The sequence below is a fragment of the Leucobacter sp. gxy201 genome, from assembly GCF_051043335.1.
Taxonomy (GTDB): Bacteria; Actinomycetota; Actinomycetes; order Actinomycetales; family Microbacteriaceae; genus Leucobacter.
Genome location: NZ_JAMXWS010000002.1, coordinates 59,061 through 79,577, shown reverse-complemented (window position 1 = coordinate 79,577; position 20,517 = coordinate 59,061). Strand labels below are relative to the sequence as shown.

Here is a 20,517-nt window from a genome sequence, read left to right as displayed (position 1 = left end):
CACGGCTTGCCGGGCCCCGCCTTCCGCTGCGGGAGCGGCTATGCCACCGTAGTGCTGCTCCGCCGCATGCCGAGCCCGCTGATGAGTGCGATGAGCGACGCGCGGCTCTGTACCTCGTGCTTGCGCAGCAACTGAGCGACGTGCACTTCGACCGTGCGCGGCGAGATGCTCAACAGTTCCGCGATCTCCTTGTTCCGATGGCCCTGCACGATCAGCCGCAGCACTTCGCGTTGGCGCGGGGAAAGGTTGACGGGACTGCGAGCGGCGATGCCGCTTCCGGAGCCCGCGGCCGAAGCGTGGAGCGCGGCGGCGGCCGACGCACGCCGGCCGACATCCGGGCCGTGGCCGATCGAAGCGCCATCGCCGTCGTAGCTCAGGGGTGCGGTAACGCGGATCGCGTCGTACGCATCCGCAATCGATTCATCCAGCCCGGAATCGAATGACTCGAGGAGCCGAACGTAGCTGGAGACGACGCCGGCAGCGGCGTGCGCGAGAGGCAGGCGTGCTGCGGACCTGCGGAGGAGCCGCGCGGCTCTGGCCCGGTCTCCGCCCTGGGACTGGAACGCGACCTGCATCATCACGACATGGGCTTCGGCGTGCGCGCCGAGACCGGGCCCGCGCGTCGGGCCGGGGTGTCCGTACGACAGGAAGAGTCGGGCCTGCAACTGATCGGCCTCATACGGGCTGTGGTAGACGGCATCGGCGACTGCGGCGAGCTGCGTGATCGCGTCGCGATCGATCGGATTGCGCGCTGCCCGGCGCATCGCGTCGAAGATCCGAGCCGCCTCTTCGCGTGTGAAGATCTCTCCGGCGGGGCCTGCGGTGAGGCTCCGACAGGCGAAAAGCGCCGCGTCGATCTCAGCTGCCGATGTCCTGAACGGGGCACGGCCCGCGAGCGCCATCCAGTCGGATGCCCGCTCGAGGTGCTCCGCGGCCTCCTCCAACAGGCCGGCCCAGAAGGCGGCGAGCCCGGCGGTAGCGGACGCGGAGGCGCTGAGCTCGGGCGAGGCGCCGCGTGCCGCGAGGAGCGCGAGCGCCTGCGCCCTGTCGTTCTCGCCGCGCGTGAGATACTCTCCGGCGGAAGCGATCGCGGCGCGGATCGAACGGTCGTTGACGAGGCGATCGGCGTGCGCGTAGTGCCAGGTGGTCGTCGCCCGATCGTCTCTGCTCTGGGCGGCGCGGGCGAGTGCTTCGTGCGCCGATCGACGCTCGAGCGGACCCGCTGCCTCGATGACGAGCGTGCGCGTCCTCGAACTGTTGAATTCGGCCCGGCCGCTCTCGACCGTGAGGATGTCTCGCGGGGCCCCGAAGAACAGCACATCGGATTCGACGGCGGCCGCATCGAGTATCTCCGAGATGAGACCCGTGGCAGACAGTGCGGCGATGAGCAGCAGTCTCCGTTCCGCCCCGTTCAGCGCCGCGAGTTCCGCGGGTCGTGCATCGCCGCCCAGGGGCAGCGGGTCGGGAAGGGCGGCACCGGCGCGGAGTTGGGCCGCGGTGAGCGCCCGGGCGACGCTCGCCGCAACGATGGCATCGCCGTCGGCGAATGCCCAGATCCGCGCCGCAGTGAGCGGCGCGACCGGCAACGCGGCGGCCGAGCCGACGGCCTTCAGCGCCCGAGGGAGATCGCCCACTTCTGTGACCCTTCCATGCGTGACGTACGCACTGTGCTCTCGACGCCCATCGACGCGACAGGCCCCATCGTAGCCGCTCGATCGCTCACCGCGAGCCCGGTGCGTCATCACGTCGGCCGGTGATGCACCCGACACGGCCGCGATCGGCCCCGGGATACGCGCTCCGGAGGCCGCATTGGCGGCTTGCCGGGCATGGCTCCAGTCCGGTCGCACCTTCCGCGCATAGACTGGGCGCGATATGCGCACGAGAGTAACAGCCGTTCTCGTCGCCCAGAGGGGCGGCGCCTGGCTCGACGAGACCATTGCAGGCATCGCCGCGCAATCGCACGCCCCCGACACGATCATTGCGATCAACAATGGCGGGAGCACGCGGGTCGGCGCGCAGCTGATGGAGAGCGGAGCCGCGAACGTCATCGACCTGCCGAACCGGCTGCCGTTCGGCCGCGCCGTGCAGTTCGCGGTCGACGCCGTCACCGTGACGGGTGCGCTCGACGAAGAATGGGTGTGGCTGCTCACCGAGGATTCGTGCCCCGAACCCGACGCACTCGCTCACATCGTGAGCAGCGTGCAGCGCTCGCCCTCGGTCGCGGTCGCCGGGCCGAAGCTCGTCGACTGGGACCGCCCGGAGCGCATCGTCGAACTCGGCGAGAGCCTCACCCGCTACGGCTCGCGCTGGCTGCTGCGCCGCCAGGAGCTCGACCAGCAGCAGTACGACCACCTGCAGGATGTGCTCGGCGTCGGCCCCGTCGGCATGCTCGCCCGCCTCGACGTCTGGCAGCAGCTCGGCGGCTTCGACCCCGCCTACCCCGTCTACGACGACGGCCTCGACTTCTGCGTGCGCGCCCGCCTCGGCGGCCATCGCGTCGAGGTCGCCCCGGCCTCGCGCGTGCGCTTCGCCCGCAGCGGCGTCGGCGGGCCGCACGTCGACCGCAAACGATCGATCATGCGCACCTCGCATCGGCAGGCGCGCACCGCGCAGCTGCACCGGCGCATCGCCTACGCCCCCGCCTTCTTCGCGTTCCTCGCCTGGCTGGGGCTCCCAGTGCACGGGGTGCTGCGCCTGCTGTGGGCGCTGATCCGCGAGCAGCCCGGCTACATGGTCGGCGAACTCGCTGCCGCCTTCACCGTGTTCTTCCGCCCGCACCGCATCATCGCTTCGAGGCGCCGCATCAGACGCGGCTCCTCGGCCGGGTGGGCGGCGATCCGACCGCTGCGCATCGACCCCAAGACCGTGCGCACAGCGCGCATGATCGACCGCGAGGCGATTCTCGCGAACAGCGGCCGGCAGCGCCACGAGCTCCACTTCATCTCGACCGGCGGTCTCGCCGTGCTCGTCTTCGCGATCGTGGCCGCGGTCGCCTGCACCTGGTGGGCCTTCGCGCACACGAGCCTCGTGGGCGGCGGCATCGCGCCGCTCAGCCCCATCGGCGAGCTCTGGCGCAACACCCGCCCGATCGACGGGGTGCCCGCCGACCCCTTCACCTGGGTGCTCGCCCTGCTCGGGTCACTCACTTTCTGGAACCCGTCGCACGCCGTCGTACTGCTGCTCATCACCGCGATTCCGCTCACCGCGCTCGGCGGCTGGATCTGGGCCGCGCAGATCACCGAATCGAAGGCGGGCCGTGCGCTCGTCGGCGTCGGTTTCGCCGTCAGCCCGATGCTGCTCGACTCGATCTCGAGCGGCCGCCTGCCGACCCTCATCCTGACGATCGTGCTGCCGTGGCTGCTCGTCGCCGCCACTCGCTGCCGCGAGTCGTGGAGCTGGGCGGGCACCGCGTCGCTGCTCGCCGCGATCGCGCTCGCCTGCGCCCCCGTACTCATGCCGGCGGCCCTGCTGCTGCTCATCGTCGGCATCTTCACGACGCTGCGCGGCATCGCCCGGGTACTCACGACCGCCCTCGCGTCAGCCGTGCTCTTCGCGCCGAAGATCGTCGCTTCGCTGCTCGCCGGGCGCCCCCTCGACATCCTCATGGACCCGGGCCTCACCAACGCGTACGAGCCCGGCAGCACCTGGCATATGCTGCTCGGATTTCCCGAGTTCGGGCTCGAAGGCTGGGCGCGCATCTTCGATGACCTGGGCAGTCTCGGCGCCCTGCCGGCGACGCTGCTCGTCGGCGTGCTCATGCTGCCCATCGCGCTGCTCGCGCTGCTCGGCCTCTTCACCGGCCGCGTCGCGATCACCGTGCTCAGCTCGCTGCTCGGCGGCCTCGGCATGATCACGGCCCTCGCCTCGGCCCAGCTGCACCTCGGCATGCAGGGCAGTGAAACGGTCGCGCTCTGGGCCGGCTCTGGCCTGGCCGTGTACTGGCTCGCCGTGCTCAGCCTCGGCGCGGTCGGCGCCGGCGCCATCGGCCGCGCAGGCATTCCCGTCGTCTCGGTCGGGCTGCTCACCGCGCTCATCGCGGTCGGTCCGCTCTTCGTGCAGCTCGCGACCGCGCAGACCCCGCTCATCCCGGGCACCTCGCAGATGCCCGCGCTCGTGCAGGCCGCGGGCGAGAACGACCCCGGGGTGCGCACCCTCGTCGTCACCGCAGAAGGCCCCCACGCCGTGCGCGTGCAGAACGTGATCGGCACCGGCAGCCGCCTCGACCAGGTGCGCACCGCGTCTCAGACCCCCGAGACCACCGCGGCCGATGAAGCCGTCGCGGAGATCGTCGGCGGCCTCGCGAGCACCGGCGGCCCCGATCTGAGCGATCGCCTGCGCGCAGAGCGCATCGGTTTCGTACTGCTGCGCGCCGGCGGCGACGAGGCGGAACGGGCCGACCTGCAGCGCGTCTTCGACCAGCACGCGTCGCTGACGAGCGCGGGCGTCACCCATCAGGGGCTGCTCTGGCGCATCCTCGATTCGGGCTCGGGAGACGAAGCCCTCGGCGACGATCGGGTGAAGCTCAGCGGCACCTCGTTCACCGGCAAGACCATCTGGACCGTGCAGCTCGTCGTACTGATCGGCCTGCTGCTGCTCGCGCTGCCGACCGGCGAGGTCGTCGAGCGGCCCGAGCGGCGCAAGCGGCCGGCCCGTGCCCCCCGCTCGGTGCGTGCGGCGCGGCCGAAGAAGGCGCCGAAGGCCGAGCAGGCCGGTGCCGGTGCAGCCGGCACGGCGGGTGCTGCCGGTGCCGATACGGTCGGTGCTGCGGTCGGCGTCGATGCCGCGGTGGAGCCCGAGATCGTTGCCGAGCCCGGTACCGAGCCCGAGACCGTCGTCGGCTCCGAACCCGACGTCGATGCCGGCACCGAACTCGAAGCCGAGCCCGTGCCAGAGGCCGCGCCAGAGGCTGGGGCCGAACCGCCCACGGCGACCGAAACGGAGGCCGAACCGGCCACCGACTCCGACGCGGATGAGAAGGGCGGTGCACGATGAGCGAGGGTTCGAAGGTGCTGCGCGGCACGGGCCGCGCTGCGGCCGGGCTCGTGGTCATCGCGGCCGCGGCCGCATCGCTGCTCGTGCTGCAGGGGTCGTCGATCCCTGCATTCGATCAGACCCCGCCGTCGGTGACGGTCGACACCACCCAGAACAGCACGCAAACGCTCGTGTGCGCGGGTGCATACTCCGTGCTCGGCGCAGACCCGAGCCGTCCCGAGGCCGCGATTCCGACCGGCGCGCCCGAGACCGTCATCTCAGGGGAGCCCGACGCCGTCGAGGCGCTCGCCCGAGGCGAAGGCGGCGACGCGCCCCCGGCCGCGATCACCGCTCCCGCCGGTGCCGCGATCGGCGCAGCGCAGGTGCAAGCCGTCTCGACCGAGACCGCCGTCGGAGCCGTGGCGAGCGCGTGCGCGACGCCGACGAACGAGCAGTGGCTGATCGGCGGCGACACGAGCGAGGGCGTCTCGACGACCCTCAGCATCGGCAACGCGGGCAACGTGCCCGCGACCGTGCAGATCGAGCTCTTCGACGAGAACGGGCGCGTCGAAGCGGCCGGCACCAAGGCGGTGCTCGTGCAGCCGCACGCCGAGCAGATCGTGTCGATCAACGGCTACGCGCCCGAGCGAGCGAGCCTCGCCGTGCACGTGGTCAGTACCGGTGCGCCGGTCACCGCGACGCTCGGCATCGGCCGCATCGTCGGCCTCGACCCGTTCGGCGTCTCGACGGTGACCCGCCAGATCGAAGCGTCGAACACGCTCGTCATCCCGGGCGTCACCCACATCGATGACGGTCACGATCACGGCCCGAACGACGTCGGCGAAGAGAGCGAGCTCGGCGTGCATGTGCGCTTGCTCAACCCGCTCGGTGAAGAGGGCGATGTCGGCGAGGCGCGCATTCTCGGCCTGACGAAGAAGGGCGATCGTATCGACCTGGGCTCGCTGTCGGTCGTCAGTGATGCCGTAGCCGAGTTCGTCGTGCCGCGGTGGCCCGCCGAGGTCGACGCCATCGTCGTCGAATCGGACTTGCCGGTGGTCGGCGGTGCGCTCGGCCACGCGACCTCCGATGACCATCACGACTTCGGCTGGTTCGCGCCGGCCCCGGTGATCGCGGCCGACACGACGGTCGCCGCGCCGGTCGTCGACGGCGGCGAGCTCGTCATCGCGAACCCCGGCGACGCAGACGCCGAGGTCGAGCTCGCGCCCGCCGCGGGCAAGACGCGCACCGTGAAGGTCGCGGCAGGGGCGGCTGTCGCCGTCGACGCGTCGGCCGGAGGCACGCTCACCAGCACGAGGCCGGTGCACGCCGGCGTCCGGTACACCGCCGGCGGCGACATCGACGGCTACCCGATCCTCGCGCCCGCCGAGCGCGACGGGGCCCTCACGGTCTACACCCGCTAGCACGGGGCGGCAGCGGTCGCCCGAGTAGACTGGAACCCATGTTCGGCAGGCCCCGCAAGACCACGAGCCGCGCCCCGATCCATCGGGGGCGCCGGCACGGCCGACGCGACGCCCGCTCGTCGATCACGGGGCCGGGACTGCCCGACCCGAACGGCCGCGTCACCCGATTCGAGGTGTACGCGCGCGGTGCCGTCGAGCTACTGCAGTCGCTGCTGCCCGACGAGTTGCAGGGCGTGAACTTCGGGTTCCAGACAGTGCCCTCGACGGTCGGCACGGGCGAGTTCCCCATGCTGTTCTCAGTCGATCGCCCGGGGCAGACGATCGTGCTGTACCGCCTGCCGATCCAACGCACCCGAGGCCTGCACGTCGACGACGAGGAGCACCGCCGCTACTTCGTCGAGCACTGCGCCTACCTCGCCGTCTGCGAGTACCTCGGGCGCGACCCGTGGGATCTGCTGCCGGGGCGCTTCGAGCACTTCTGAGTTCGCGGCCTCCCGCTTTCTCGGCCTGGCGCGCCCTCGCGTTCGCGGCTCGCGCGGCCTCGCGCGGCTCGCGGTTCGCGTTCGCGGGCTCGCGCGGCCGTGTTCGACGGTCACCCTAATTCTCCCGCGAGCCCATTCGCCCGCCACCGTATAGGCGATCCACCAACGTGCAGCCGAAATACGGTGAGCACCCTGCACGCTGGTGAATCGCCTGCACGCTCGCTTCGAGAACCGGTCTGTCAGACGCGCAGCACCCGCTCGCTCTCGTCGAGGATGCCGTCGAGGCTCAGTTCGGCGTCGAGCGCAGAGCCCGCGCCGCCGCCCGTGCGGGATTACGCGTAGTCGCGCACGCCGGTCGGCCGGTTCCGAGCCGCCGCGCAGCGCCGCGGCGCCGCAATACAGCCCACCTCGTAGCCGAACGGCCATAATGGGACCATGAGTGCGCGAATTCTGGTCGTGGACGACGATAAGGCTCTAGCGGAGATGCTGGGCATGGTGCTGCAGGCCGAGGGGTTCGAAACCCGCCACTCGGCCGATGGCGCCGAAGCGGTCGAAGCGTTCCGCGAGATGCGGCCCGACCTCGTGCTGCTCGACGTCATGCTGCCGAGCCTCGACGGTATCGAGGTGTGCGAACGCATCCGCGCCGAGTCGGGCACTCCCATCATCATGCTCACGGCCCGCACCGACACCCGCGACGTCGTGCGCGGGCTCGAGGCCGGCGCCGATGACTATGTGGTGAAGCCGTTCAACCCGGCCGAGCTCACCGCCCGAATCCGCGCCCGCCTGCGCGAGCCGCAGCAGGAGACGAGCGAGAACCTGCGCGTCGGCGACCTCGAGATCGACGTCTCCGCGCACGAGGTGCGCCGCGGCAACGCGCCGATCGCCCTGACGCCGCTCGAGTTCGACCTGCTCGTGATCCTCGCCCGCAAACCGCAGCAGGTGTTCACCCGCGAAGTGCTGCTCGAGAAGGTGTGGGGCTACCAGTACAAGGCCGATACGCGGCTCGTGAACGTGCACGTGCAGCGCCTGCGCGCCAAGATCGAGCTCGACCCCGACCGCCCGACGATCGTGACGACCGTGCGCGGCGTCGGGTACCGCGCCGGCGCGCCGACGGATTAGGCCGCGTATGGCGCGCGCCGCCGTCCGATCACGGCTCTCCATCGCCCTCCGCAGGCTGCGCCTGCGGTGGCTGCGGGTCACCCAGCCCGTTCTGGGGCCGTTCCGTCGGCGCTGGCGCACCTCGCTCATGGTGCGCACCATGACCATCACGGGCATCGTGACCGGCTTCGTCGTGCTCGTGTCGGGAGTCTTCATTCTCACGAGCGTGGGCGAAGACCTGTATTCGGCGCGCAGGGATCAGGCGCTCCAGGATTCGGCCCGCGCCACCCGCGCGGCGCAGCAGCTGATCGACGCCTCCGACGCGTCGGACCGCAGCGCCCTGTCGACCCTCGCCGGCTCCGTGCGCCGCACGGTGCAGGACACCTCGGCGAGCCAAATGGTCTATCTGCGGCGCCAGGCCGGTCAGGTCGCCCTGCCCGAAGCGCCGCCGCCCTCGACGACGAGCCCCATGGTCGTCGAAGCGGTCACGCCCGAGCTCTCGTCGAGCCTGATCGACGGCGATGCCCCGCAGTACTGGCAGCCGGTCACGTTCATCTCGGAGGAGGGCGACCCCGCCCCGGGCATCATCGTCGCGTCGAGCCTCACACTGCCGGCCGGGGCCGGCGTCTACGACCTCTTCATCGGCTACAACCTCGCCGACACGCAGGAGAACCTCGCGTTCATCCAGCGCACACTCTTCATCGCCGCCGTCGCAATGATGGCGTTCATCGGCGTGCTCGTGTGGATCATGACGCGCATCGTCTTCCGCCCGATCCGCGCCGCGGCGAGCACGAGCAGCCGTCTCGCCGCCGGCGAGAACGATGCCCGCATGCCGTTGCAGAACGACGAGCACTTCGATGTGCTCTCGCGAGGCTTCAACGAGATGGCCGACACTCTGCAGGCCCGCATCGAAGAGCTCGACACGCTCTCGGAGATGCAGCAGCGCTTCGTCTCGGACGTATCGCACGAATTGCGCACGCCGCTCACCACCATCCGCCTGGTCAGCGAGGTGCTGCAGAACTCGAGCGACGCACTCGAGCCCGGCCAACAGCGCGCCATCGAGGTGCTCGGTACCCAGATCGAACGCTTCGAGTCGCTCTTGACCGACCTGCTCGAGATTTCGCGCTACGACGCCGGCCGGGTCACGCTCGAGACCGAGCCCACTTCGATCGTGGCGCTCGTGGAGGAGGTCGTCGAAGGCCTGCGGCCCCTCTCGCCGGGCCTCATCGAAGTGCGGCCCCTCGGCGGCTACGTCGACGTCGACGTCGACGCCCGCCGCATTCGCCGCATCATCTCGAACCTCGTCGGCAACGCGATCGAGCACGGCGAGGGCGAGGCGATCGTCGTCACGATCGACTCGAACGCGGGCGCCGTCGCGGTCACCGTGCGCGACTGGGGCGTCGGCATGGCCGCCGAATCGGTCGAGCACGTGTTCGACCGATTCTGGCGCGCCGACCCGTCGCGCAAACGCACGCTCGGCGGCACCGGCCTCGGCCTCGCCATCGCGCGTGAGGACGCGGCGGTGCACGGCGGCATTCTCGATGCCTGGTCGCGCCTCGGCGTCGGCACCGTCTTCAGGCTCACGCTGCCGCGCGAGGAAGGCCTCGCCGACTTCATGTCGCCGCTGCCGCTGCTGCCGGGCGACGTGCTCGCCGAGGAGGGCGACCCGCAGGCCACGGGCGGCTGGCTCAGACGGCCGAGGCTCTGGACCTCACGGGTGCCGAAGGGCACGAAGTCGCAGGTCAAGCCGCTCGCGAAAGCGCAGCCGCCCGCGAAACCGCAATCGCCTTCGAAACTGCCTTCGAAACCGCCTTCGAATCCGCAGACGAACCCGCCGAAGGAGGGCTGAGGACGATGGGACGACGTCGGATGCTCGCGGCCGCGCTCGCCGCGGTCGCTGCGCTCGGGCTGGTGGGATGCAATGCCATTCCGGGTTCGGGCGATGTGGAGACCGGACTCGCCGACCTGCGCCAGGCCGAGCAGTTCGTGCAGTTCAACCCGCTCGGGCCCGTCGCGGAGTCGAGCCAGGAGGACATCGTGCGCGGCTTCGTGCTCGCCGCCTCCTCGAACGAGGCCGACTACGCCGTCGCCCGAGAGTTTCTCACCCCCGCATACGGCGAGCAGTGGGACCCGTCGTTCGGCGTCGTCGTCGACGAGGGCGCACGTCTCTACTCGACCGAGGGGGAGTCGAGCGGGGTGCTCGAGGTGTCGGCGATCGCGAAGGTCGATGGGCAGGGGGAGCTGCTGCCGATCGGCCCCGGCCCGAGCACCGACATGCGCTTCGAATTCGAGCAGGTCGACGGCGAGTGGCGCATCTCATCGGCGCCCGCGGGCATCATCCTCGACCGCACGACGTTCACCGCGGTCTGGTCGCCTCACCAGGTCTATTTCGCGACCTCGGCCGGGCTCATGGTGCCCGAGACGCGCTGGTACCTCAGCCGGGCCTCGCTCGCGACCGAGATCGTGAACGGCCTGCTCGCGGGCCCGAGCGAGCGCATGGGCGAGGTGCTGCACAGCGGCTTCCCGTCGGGCACTGCGCTCGCCACCTCGGCGGTCACCGTGCTCGACGGTCGGGCCCGCATCGATCTCACCGCCGAGGCGGTCGAGGCGGGGCCCGACGCGATGGCCGAGATGTTCGCCCAGCTGCGCGAGAGCCTCAAATCGGTGCCCGGGGTCATCGGCTTCGACGTGCTGGCGAACGGCGCCACCATCCGCGAGGTCGGCGGGGCGGCCGAACAGCCGTCGGTGCCGGTGGTCGAGACGCTGAATCCCTCCGTGATCCGCGACGGCGCCTTCGGCACGATCGAGCACGGCGAGTTCGTCGAGAATGCGCGGTTCGGTGGTGCGCTCGTCGAAGACGGGCCGACGGCGATCATGCTCTCCGACGACGGTTCGCTGGCCGCGTCGCTCGGCGCGCACGGCGTCAGCCGGATCGTGGCGGGGTCGCGCACCGTCGTCGACGAGCGCCCGAACCTGCTCGCCCCCGACCTCGACCTCTACGGCTACACCTGGAGCACGAACGCGGCGGGCGAGATCTGGGTCTCGGGCGCGAACGGAACGGGCTACGCGCTGCCGGCGCCCTGGCTGGCGGGCTTCGGGGCGTCGGTCGTGCAGGTGTCGCCCGACGGCAGCCGCATCGCGGCGCTCGCGCAGAGCGGCGATGATTACAGCGTCGTCGCCGTCGCCGGTGTGGTGCGCGACGAGGCCAGTGCCCCGGTGCGCACGACCTCCGAAGCCGATGTGCGCATGTGGGCAGAGGGCGATGCGACCGACTTCGACTGGATCGACTCGACGCGCTTCGCGACGCTGACGCGCGAGGGCGGCGCCGGCAATGTCGGCGTCGGCGGCGTCGGTCTGCTCTTGAACGAGCAGGGGTCGGTGCCGGGCGGCGTGCAGATCGCGAGCGGCGGCAGCCGAGCACAACTGCGCGTGCGCGCGGCCGACGGCGAGCTCTACGCCTCGCAGGGCGGCGGCTGGCAGCGCTCGATCGGTGAAATCTCGGTGCTCGCGAAGCAGGAGTGACCCGGGCCGGGCTCGACAGGGATCGCGTCGCACCGCCCTGCGGTCCTCCCTCCACAGGGCGGCCCGCGACGTCATCGGCGCCTGCTTTCGCACATTCGCCATTCTGCGGTGGTGCGCGCGGCGTTCTGCGACGAGCCTGGAGCCATGCGCGTGATGATGCCGGCGATACGAGAGCTCGGGCTCGACCTGCTCGCCCTGCTCTGGCCCACCGCGTGCCTCGGCTGCGGCGCTGCTGATCGCGATTGCTGCGACGCGTGCCTCGCTGAGGTGCGCGCCCCGCCGACGCTGGTCGAGCGCGACATCGGCCTGCCGTGCTTCGCGGCCGGAGTCTACGACGGACCCGTGCGCGCGATGCTCGTGCTGTACAAGCACGCGGGGCGGGCGCGGTTCGCCCGCGAGCTCGCGCCGCGTCTGAGCGCCCCGCTGCGCGCCGCGCTCGCACAATGCCGGGGGCCCGGCGCGCCTCTGGTCGTCGCCGTGCCGTCGCGACGGGCGCAGGTGCGCCGGCGCGGCTACCGGCACGTCGAGCTGCTGATCGCCCGCGCGCTGCGGCGCGGAGCGCCGGGGGAGCGGGCCGCGAACGGGCTTCGTGGGCGCCGCATCGCCGCGATGCGCCTGCCGGCGCTGCGGGCCCTCCCCGGGCGCATCGCGCAGGTCGGGCTCGCCTCCCGTGAGCGCGAGCGAAACGCCCGGAGGGTCGCCGTGAAACGGTCGTGCGAAAAACTTCTTCGCGGGCGAGAGGTCGTGCTCGTCGATGACATCGTCACGACGGGTGCGACGCTGCGCGCCGCCGCGGAGCGCCTGGAAATCGCGGGCGCCCGGGTGGTCGTCGCGGCCGTCGTGTGCGCGGTGCCCCGACACGACGACCGAGGCGGCCGGCTCGGAGTTTCATCAGCAGACGCGGAACAGGTGGAACCGGCCGCCCCGCACGCGGTAGAGTTCGATCAAAGGCGTAACGGTGCGCCGCACTGGCCCACCCGCCTGAGTCACCTGGGAGGTCACTATGGACGTGAACATCCGCGGCAAGAACGTCGGGATCACCGATCGGTTTGAGAACTACGTCGAAACGAAGACGGAGAAGGTGGCGGGCCTGCTGCCCAAGGCGCAGGCGCTCGAGGTCAGGGTTTCCAGGCAGACCGATCGCAGCCCCAAGCACGGCGATCGCGTCGAGATCACGCTCATCGGCCCGGGCCCCGTGATTCGCGCAGAATCCGTGGGCGGCGACAAGTACACGGCCTTCGACATGGCCTACGGGCGCGTGCTCGAACGCATCCGTCGCATGAAGGACAAGCGCCAGGATCGCCGCGGTCGCGGCCGCACCTCGCTCGCCGATGCGTCGGCAGAAGACTTCGCGGGAGTCGACATCACTCCCGCACCCGCCGAGGTGCTGAACGCGGTGGCGACCGGTGCGGTGCCCGTCGTCGGCACCGACGAAGAACAGGACTACAGCCCCGTCGTCATCCGTACGAAGGAGTTCCCGGCTGAGAAGCTGTCGGTCGAAGAGGCCGTCGACCAGATGGAGCTCGTCGGCCACGACTTCTTCCTCTTCGTCGAAGCCGGCTCCGAGAAGCCGAGCGTCGTCTACCGTCGCAAGGGATGGAACTACGGCGTGATCTCGCTCAGCGACGACTGAGCGAACACCCCGTGCGGGCCCGCGCACCCCGACCGATTCGGGGGCGCGGGCCCGCACGCGTTACGCCAGCACGCGTTACGCCGGCTCGCGGCGCGGGAAGCGCAGCCGCCACCCCCAGCGCAGCACCCCGTAGAGCGCTTCGAGCACGATCGCGCTCGACATCTTCGACCGCCCGCCCGCGCGCTCGACGAACACGATCGGCACCTCGGCGATCGGGCAGCCCATCGTCTCGAGCCGCCACGCCGTCTCGACCTGGAACCCGTACCCCTGCGAATCGATCGACTCGAGATCGAGCCGGGCGAGCCATGCCGTATCGATGACGCGGAACCCGCTCGTCAGGTCGTGCAGCTGCGAGCGCAGCGCGACCCGGGCCACTCCGGTGCCGGTGCGCGAGATGCAGCGCCGATAGCGGGGCCAGCCCACGATCTCGCCGCCGGGTACCCAGCGCGCCCCGATCGCGAGGCCCGCGCCGTCCTCCGCCGCGACGAGCAGTGCGGGGAGATCGCGGGGGCGGTGCGACCCGTCCGAATCCATCTCGATCGCGAAGCGGTAACCGTGGTCGATCGCGTGGCGGAACCCCTGGAGGTAGGCGGTGCCGAGCCCGAGCTTGCCGCCGCGATGCTGCACGGCGACACCGGTCGATTCGGCCGCGATCGCGTCGGCGAGAACGCCCGTGCCGTCGGGGCTCGCATCGTCGATGACGAGGATGTCGGCGCCGGGCAGATGCTCGCGCACACCGGCGATCGTGGCGGGCAGGGTCTCGCGCTCGTCGTAGGTGGGCAGGATCACGAGGGAGCCCGCGCCGAGATTGCCGCTCACCTCTCCATCCTGGCATCCCGCGGCTGAGCGGTCGCGAGGAGTCGCGGGCGGGCGCGCCGTCGGCGCGCCGGGGCCCGTGGGGCGGGCCGGCACCACGAGTGCACCGGGAACAGTGAAGGGCCGGCCTTCTCGAGTGAGAAGACCGGCCCGGTTCACCGCTCGCGAGAGGAATCAGCCCTCGTGCACGTCGGTCGCGCGGTCGCCCGCGCCGGCGGCGTACGCTTCGCGCAGGTGCTGGCCGAGGCCCGCATCCACGTTCGTCCAGTACTGGAAGAAGCGCTCGCGGATCTCGTCGATGGTGATCGCCTTGGCCTGGCCCTCGAGGTTCGCCTTGAGGTAGGCGCGCTCCTCGTCCGAGAACACGTCGCGGTAGAGGATGCCGGGCTGCACGAAGTCGCCGTCATCCGCGCGCAGCGTCGCCGCCGAGCGCACGAGCTCGCCGTCGGCCTCCCAGGTCGCCTCGACGCCCGCCGACGGGTTGACCGCCGGGCCGCCGGCCGCGCCGAACGAGTTCGGGTGGTAGACGCGCTGCGATGCGGGCGGGAAGTGGTACTGCATGTTGCCCTGATGCATGTAGTTGTTCGCCTCGGTGGCGTGCGGCTGGTTCACCGGCAGCTGGTTGTAGTTCGCGCCGATGCGGTAGCGCTGCGCGTCCGCGTACGAGAACACGCGGGCCATGAGCATCTTGTCGGGCGAGATGCCGGTGCCGGGAACCTGGTTGCCGGGCGAGAAGGCGGCCTGCTCGATCTCGGCGAAGAAGTTCTGCGGGTTGCGGTTCAGCGTGAAGGTGCCCACCTTGATGCGGGGGTAGTCGGCCTTCGGCCAGGTCTTCGTGAGATCGAAGGGGTTGAAGCGGTAGGTCTTCGCCTCCTCGTACGGCATGACCTGCACGTAGACGTCCCACGACGGATAGTCGCCCTGCGCGATCGAGTCGAAGAGATCGCGTCGGTAGTAGTCGGCGTCTTCACCGGCGATGCGCTCCGCATCCTCGGGCGACATGGGCACGACGCCCTGCTGCGAGAGGAAGTGGTACTGCACCCAGAAGCGCTCGCCGTCGGCGTTGATCCACTGGTAGGTGTGCGAGCCGTAGCCGTTCATGTGGCGCCACGACTTCGAGAGGCCGCGCGGTCCCATCACGTAGGTGACCTGGTGGGCCGATTCGGGCGATAGGGTCCAGAAGTCCCACTGCATATCGGCGTCGCGCAGGCCGGAATCGCCGAGGCGCTTCTGCGAGTGGATGAAGTCGGGGAACTTGATCGCGTCGCGCAGGAAGAAGGTCGGGGTGTTGTTGCCGACGATGTCGAGGTTGCCCTCGGTCGTGTAGAAGCGCAGCGAGAAGCCGCGCACGTCGCGCCACGTGTCGGGGGAGCCCTGCTCGCCCGCGACCGACGAGAAGCGCAGCAGCGTCTCGCTCTTGGCGCCCTTCTGGAAGATGGCCGCGCGGGTGTACTGCGAGACGTCCTCGGTGACGACGAACTCGCCGAACGCGCCGGCGCCCTTCGCGTGCGGGTTGCGCTCGGGCACGCGCTCGCGGTTGAATGCGGCGAGCTTCTCGACCAGGTAGCGGTCGTGCAGCACGGTGGGCCCGTCGGCGCCGACGGTGAGCGAGTGCTCGTCGCTGGCGATGGGCGTGCCGGTCTGGGTCGTCGTCAGCTTCTGCTCTGACATGGTGATCCTTTCGGGTTGCGGTGGTGCGTTGCGGTGAATGGTGGCTCGGGGGTGTCGGCAGGGATCAGTTCGCGCCGACAGCGCTGTCTGCGCGAGCGTCGCGCGAGCAAGCGGCGCACATGCCGTGGAAGACGACTTCGGCCTGCTCGACGGTGAAGCCCGCCGTGTCGCTCGGCGTCAGGCACGGGGCAGCGCCGATGACGCAGTCGACGTCTTCGATGCGGCCGCATGCGCGGCAGACGAGATGATGGTGGTTGTCGCCGATGCGGGCCTCGTAGCGGGCCGGGCCGCCGGTCGACTCGATCTTGCGCAGCAGGCCCGCGTTCGTGAGCGCGCTGAGCACGATGTAGATCGCCTGCAGCGAGGTGCCCGGCAGGTCGTGCTTGAGCGCGTCGAACACGTCGCTCGCATCGAGATGACCGCCCCGCGAGAGCGCCTCGAGCACGGCCCGACGGGGCGCGGTCGAGCGCAGGCCCGCGGCGCCGAGACGCGCGGCGGCGTCGGGCAGGGCAGCGGTGGAGGTCATGCCGACAGTCTACTCGTTATTTTGAATGATTCAAAAAAGATCTCGTTCGGAAGTGTCGCAGGCGCAGCCGGAGCGCGGAGACCGCCGGCGGGCACTCTTGGAATCCACAGTGAGCCCCGAGATCGGCATTGCTAAGCTGAGTTGTTGTCTCAATTTGGCAACGGCGGCGATTCATGGAATCGACGGATCTGCCGGGCAAACCGTATCAGGAGTAACAACGTGGCGACAGTTCTCGAGAAGCTTCTTCGCGTCGGCGAAGGCCGCACGCTGAAGAAGATGGAGCGGATCGCGAAGACGGTCGCAGATCTCGAACCGTCATTCGCCGACCTGAGCGATGAGGAGCTGCGCGAGGAGACCGCGGAGTTCCGCGGGCGTCTCGCCAAGGGCGAAACCCTCGACGACCTGCTGCCCGAGGCGTTCGCCGCGGTGCGCGAGGCGGCGAAGCGCACCATCGGCCTGCGCCCCTTCGACGTGCAGGTCATGGGCGGCGCGAACCTGCACCACGGCAACATCTCCGAGATGAAGACCGGTGAGGGCAAGACCCTCGTCGCGACCCTGCCCGCGTACCTGAACGCGCTCGCCGGCAAGGGCGTGCACATCGTCACCGTCAACGACTACCTCGCCACCTACCAGAGCGAGCTCATGGGCCGCGTCTTCCGCGCCCTCGGCATGACCACCGGCTGCATCATCGCGGGCCAGGACCCGACCGTGCGCCGAGAGCAGTACAACGCCGACGTCACCTACGGCACGAACAACGAGTTCGGCTTCGACTACCTGCGCGACAACATGGCCTCGAGCGCCGCCGAGCGCGTGCAGCGCGACCACTTCTTCGCCATCATCGACGAGGTCGACTCGATCCTCATCGACGAGGCCCGCACCCCGCTCATCATCTCGGGCCCTGCCTCGGGCGAGGCCAACCGCTGGTTCGCCGAGTTCGCCCGCGTCGCGCGCAAGCTGCAGCCCGAGGTCGACTACGAGGTCGACGAGAAGAAGCGCACCGTCGGCGTGCTCGAGCCGGGCATCGAGAAGGTCGAAGACCACCTCGGCATCACCAACCTCTACGAGTCGGTGAACACCCCCCTCATCTCGTTCCTCAACAACTCGATCAAGGCGAAGGCTCTCTTCACCCGCGACAAGGACTACGTCGTGCTGAACGGCGAGGTGCTCATCGTCGACGAGCACACCGGCCGCATCCTCGCCGGCCGCCGCTACAACGAGGGCATGCACCAGGCCATCGAGGCGAAGGAGGGCGTGCAGGTCAAGGCCGAGAACCAGATGCTCGCGACCGTCACGCTGCAGAACTACTTCCGCCTCTACGAGAAGCTCTCGGGCATGACCGGCACCGCCGAGACCGAGGCGGGCGAGTTCATGTCGACCTACAAGCTCGGCGTCGTGCCGATCCCGACGAACAAACCCCTCATCCGCAAGGACCAGCCCGACCTCGTCTACAAGAACGAGGAGGCGAAGTTCACGCAGGCCGTCGAAGACATCGCCGAGCGCCACGAGAAGGGCCAGCCCGTGCTCGTCGGTACGACCAGCGTCGAGAAGAGCGAGTACATCTCGCGCCTGCTCGCGAAGAAGGGCGTGCGCCACGAGGTGCTCAACGCGAAGAACCACGCGCGCGAGGCCGCGATCATCGCGCAGGCCGGCCGACTCGGCGCCGTCACCGTCGCCACCAACATGGCCGGCCGCGGTACCGACATCATGCTCGGCGGCAACGCCGAGTTCCTCGCGGTGCAGGAGATGGCCGCGCGCGGCCTCTCGACCGAAGACGATCCGGACGCCTACGAGGCCGCCTGGGACGACGTCTTCGCCGCGGTGAAGGAGGCCGTCTCGGAGGAGGCCGACAAGGTCGCCGCCGCCGGCGGGCTCTACGTGCTCGGTACCGAGCGCCACGAATCGCGCCGCATCGACAACCAGCTGCGCGGCCGCTCGGGCCGTCAGGGCGACCCCGGCGAGAGCCGCTTCTACCTGTCGCTCGCCGACGACCTCATGCGCCTGTTCAACTCGGGCGCGGCCGCATCGCTCATGAACCGCGACGGCTTCCCCGACGACCTCGCGATCGAATCGAAGATGGTCACCCGCGCCATCCAGAGCGCGCAGAGCCAGGTCGAGCAGCGCAACGCCGAGATCCGCAAGAACGTGCTGAAGTACGACGACGTGCTCGACCGCCAGCGCAAGGCGATCTACACCGACCGCCAGCAGATCCTCGACGGCGGCACCATCGAGGACCGCATCGACGCCTTCCGCGTGCAGACGATCGACGCGATCCTCGACTCGCACGGCACCGACCAGGATTGGGATTTCGACGCCCTCTGGAGCGACCTCAAGCAGGTCTACCCCGTGAGCATCACCGTCGACGAGCTGCTCGCCGAAGCCGGCAGCTCGAAGATCGATAAGGCGTTCCTGCGCCGCGAGATCCTCTCCGATGCCGAGGTCGCCTACCAGAACCGCGAGGCCGCCCTCGGCGAGGAGGCGACGCGCGAGCTCGAGCGCCGCGTCGTGCTCACCACGATCGACCGACGCTGGCGCGACCACCTCTACGAGATGGAGTATCTCAAGGAGGGCATCGGCCTGCGCGCTATGGCACAGCGCGACCCGCTCGTCGAATACCAGCGCGAGGGCTACACCATGTTCGAGGGCATGATGGGGCAGATCAAGGAGGAATCCATGGGTCTGCTCTACAACCTCGAGGTCAAGGTGCGCCCGGCCGAAGGCCCGCAGGATCACGTGCACCTCGAAGGCGGCGGCCTCGAAGCGGAGCAGGCGACCGACCAGTCGAAGCTCAGCTACAGCGCCCCCGATGAAGACGGCGACCCCGAGGTCTCGGGCGCGAACGCCGGGTCGGGCGGTGCCGGGGCCCGTGCCGCCGCGGGCGGCCGTGCCGCTCAGGCGCAGCAGGCTCCCACCGAGCGCGGCGCATTCGGCCAGCAGGTGCCCGCAGAGGGCAATAACCGCGCTGCTCGCCGCGCCAACAAGAAGAAGTAGCGCGGCCCGACCCCGCGATCACATCACGAGAGAAAACTTCCACAGTCATGTCGAATGAATCGAACGCTCGTCCTACCAAGAACGAACGCCGCCAGCAGGCTCGCGAGCAGGCCCGCGCCGCCCGCGAGCAGGAGCAGAAGCGCGAGAAGCGCAACCGCCTTTTCATCCAGGGCGGCATCGTGCTCGGCATCGTGGCGATCCTCGCCATCGTCGGGCTCGTCGTCCAGCAGGCGACCGCTCCCGCCGGCCCCGGCCCCGCCAACATGGCCTCGGGCGGTGTCGTCTTCGGCAAGGACCTGAAGGTGCAGAAGACCGCCGCACTGCAGTCGGACGAGACGCGCAAGGCGCCCGAGGTGAACCGCGATGAGCTGCCGCTCGACGTCACCGTCTACGCCGACTACATGTGCCCCGCCTGCGGCGCCTTCGAGCAGGCCAACGGCACCATGCTCGAGAACTACGTCGGCAGCGGCGACATCACGCTGCAGGTGTACCCCCTCAACTTCCTCGACCCGGCATCGCTCGGCACCAAGTACTCGACCCGCGCCGCGAACCTGTTCGGCTGCGTCGTCGAGCAGCAGCCCGATGCCGCCTTCAAGCTGCACAATGCGCTGCTCAGCGCCGAGGTGCAGCCGTCCGAGAACACGCAGGGCCTCACCGACGACGAGCTGCTCGACCAGGCCAAGGCCGCCGGGGCGAACGTCGACACGGAGCTGAAGCAGTGCGTCAAGGATCGCCGCTTCGCCGACTTCGTCGCCTCGAACACGAAGGCCGCGACCGAGACCGGCGTCGTCGGTCTCGCAGAGGGCGCCCAGATCGCGCTCGATCAGACCGGCCAGGAGCTGCAGCCGGAAGGCGAACCGCAGCGTCTCATCTCGACCCCGCTCGTGATCGTCAACGGCCAGCAGTGGCTCTCGGGCCGCGATGGCGACCTCGAGAACTACCTGCTCAAGGTCAAGGCCGAGGTCGAGAAGGCCGCGAAGGGCGGCGACGCGTCGAAGGACGCCGCGAAGGACGAGTCGAAGGACGCTGGCGCCGCGAAGGAAGCCGACGCCGCAACTGCCGGCTGACCCGCGTCGACGGAAACGCCCACGGGTCCCGCACGGTGATCCGTGGGCGTTTCCGTCTAGTAGACTGCCTGGGGGCGGTTTCGCCGCCCACGCCTCCCTAGCTCATCTGGTAGAGCAGCGGCCTTGTAAACCGCAGGTGGCCGGTTCGAGTCCGGCGGGGGGCTCTCAGCTCCGAATGAGGAGCATTTGGGGCCGAGAGCCCGTGCCGCCCACGGCGGCAGCCCACGGAGCGCAGCGCGGGGTGGGCTCTGATACCGGCCCGGTGAAGCGTTCTTCCCGCCGCGTGCGGAGATAAGTGCAGAATCAGTCGAGAATTGTGCAC

At 70.1% G+C, this 20,517-nt stretch carries 14 protein-coding genes and 1 tRNA gene; 11 read left to right on the top strand and 4 right to left on the bottom strand.

Going from position 1 to position 20,517, the window contains the following annotated elements:
- Nucleotides 1–38: 38 nt before the first annotated feature.
- Nucleotides 39–1,634 carry a helix-turn-helix transcriptional regulator gene (locus NHL51_RS03280; protein WP_434141747.1) on the bottom strand — a complete coding sequence of 532 codons (1,596 nt, stop codon included), beginning with the start codon at nt 1,632–1,634 and terminating at the stop codon, nt 39–41.
- A 238-nt stretch (nt 1,635–1,872) separates the two neighbouring features.
- Between NHL51_RS03280 and NHL51_RS03275 the strand changes: the two genes are divergently transcribed.
- The 8 genes from NHL51_RS03275 to hpf all read left to right on the top strand — a co-directional run bounded on the left by NHL51_RS03275 (nt 1,873) and on the right by hpf (nt 13,127).
- Complete coding sequence (locus NHL51_RS03275) at nt 1,873–4,992, top strand: glycosyltransferase (RefSeq protein WP_434141746.1); 3,120 nt, start codon at nt 1,873–1,875, stop codon at nt 4,990–4,992.
- On the top strand, nt 4,989–6,392 hold the full coding sequence (locus tag NHL51_RS03270; RefSeq protein ID WP_434141745.1) for a DUF5719 family protein: 1,404 nt from the start codon (nt 4,989–4,991) through the stop codon (nt 6,390–6,392). Before NHL51_RS03275 ends, NHL51_RS03270 begins: the two co-directional genes overlap by 4 nt.
- A gap of 38 nt (nt 6,393–6,430) precedes the next feature.
- The gene (locus NHL51_RS03265; protein WP_434141744.1) at nt 6,431–6,874 is read left to right on the top strand and encodes a metallopeptidase family protein; all 444 of its coding nucleotides are present in this window, start codon (nt 6,431–6,433) and stop codon (nt 6,872–6,874) included.
- Nucleotides 6,875–7,309: 435 nt separating this feature from the next.
- On the top strand, nt 7,310–7,993 hold the full coding sequence (gene mtrA, locus NHL51_RS03260; protein ID WP_434141743.1) for an MtrAB system response regulator MtrA: 684 nt from the start codon (nt 7,310–7,312) through the stop codon (nt 7,991–7,993).
- A 7-nt stretch (nt 7,994–8,000) separates the two neighbouring features.
- Nucleotides 8,001–9,821, top strand: a complete 1,821-nt coding sequence (mtrB, locus tag NHL51_RS03255) for an MtrAB system histidine kinase MtrB (protein WP_434141742.1) — start codon at nt 8,001–8,003, stop codon at nt 9,819–9,821.
- Nucleotides 9,822–9,826: 5 nt separating this feature from the next.
- The gene (locus NHL51_RS03250; RefSeq protein WP_434141741.1) at nt 9,827–11,494 is read left to right on the top strand and encodes an LpqB family beta-propeller domain-containing protein; all 1,668 of its coding nucleotides are present in this window, start codon (nt 9,827–9,829) and stop codon (nt 11,492–11,494) included.
- 108 nt (nt 11,495–11,602) lie between these two features.
- Complete coding sequence (locus tag NHL51_RS03245; RefSeq protein WP_434141740.1) at nt 11,603–12,547, top strand: ComF family protein; 945 nt, start codon at nt 11,603–11,605, stop codon at nt 12,545–12,547.
- Nucleotides 12,498–13,127, top strand: coding sequence for a ribosome hibernation-promoting factor, HPF/YfiA family (gene hpf, locus NHL51_RS03240; RefSeq protein ID WP_434141739.1), 630 nt, complete (start codon nt 12,498–12,500; stop codon nt 13,125–13,127). Before NHL51_RS03245 ends, hpf begins: the two co-directional genes overlap by 50 nt.
- A 75-nt stretch (nt 13,128–13,202) precedes the next feature.
- Here the strand turns inward: hpf and NHL51_RS03235 are convergent, their stop codons facing one another.
- The 3 genes from NHL51_RS03235 to NHL51_RS03225 form a co-directional block, all read right to left on the bottom strand.
- Complete coding sequence (locus tag NHL51_RS03235; RefSeq protein WP_434141738.1) at nt 13,203–13,946, bottom strand: polyprenol monophosphomannose synthase; 744 nt, start codon at nt 13,944–13,946, stop codon at nt 13,203–13,205.
- A gap of 171 nt (nt 13,947–14,117) precedes the next feature.
- Complete coding sequence (locus NHL51_RS03230) at nt 14,118–15,614, bottom strand: catalase (protein WP_434141737.1); 1,497 nt, start codon at nt 15,612–15,614, stop codon at nt 14,118–14,120.
- Nucleotides 15,615–15,678: 64 nt separating this feature from the next.
- Nucleotides 15,679–16,140, bottom strand: a complete 462-nt coding sequence (locus tag NHL51_RS03225) for a Fur family transcriptional regulator (protein ID WP_434141736.1) — start codon at nt 16,138–16,140, stop codon at nt 15,679–15,681.
- Nucleotides 16,141–16,359: 219 nt separating this feature from the next.
- Between NHL51_RS03225 and secA the strand changes: the two genes are divergently transcribed.
- The 3 genes from secA (at nt 16,360) to NHL51_RS03210 (ending at nt 20,359) form a co-directional block, all read left to right on the top strand.
- Nucleotides 16,360–19,128, top strand: a complete 2,769-nt coding sequence (gene secA / locus NHL51_RS03220; protein ID WP_434141735.1) for a preprotein translocase subunit SecA — start codon at nt 16,360–16,362, stop codon at nt 19,126–19,128.
- A gap of 47 nt (nt 19,129–19,175) precedes the next feature.
- A complete protein-coding gene (locus NHL51_RS03215; protein WP_434141734.1) occupies nt 19,176–20,195 on the top strand; it encodes a DsbA family protein in 1,020 nt (339 codons plus the stop codon).
- 91 nt (nt 20,196–20,286) lie between these two features.
- Nucleotides 20,287–20,359: transfer RNA gene (locus NHL51_RS03210), tRNA-Thr, on the top strand.
- The last annotated feature ends 158 nt before the right edge of the window (nt 20,360–20,517 follow it).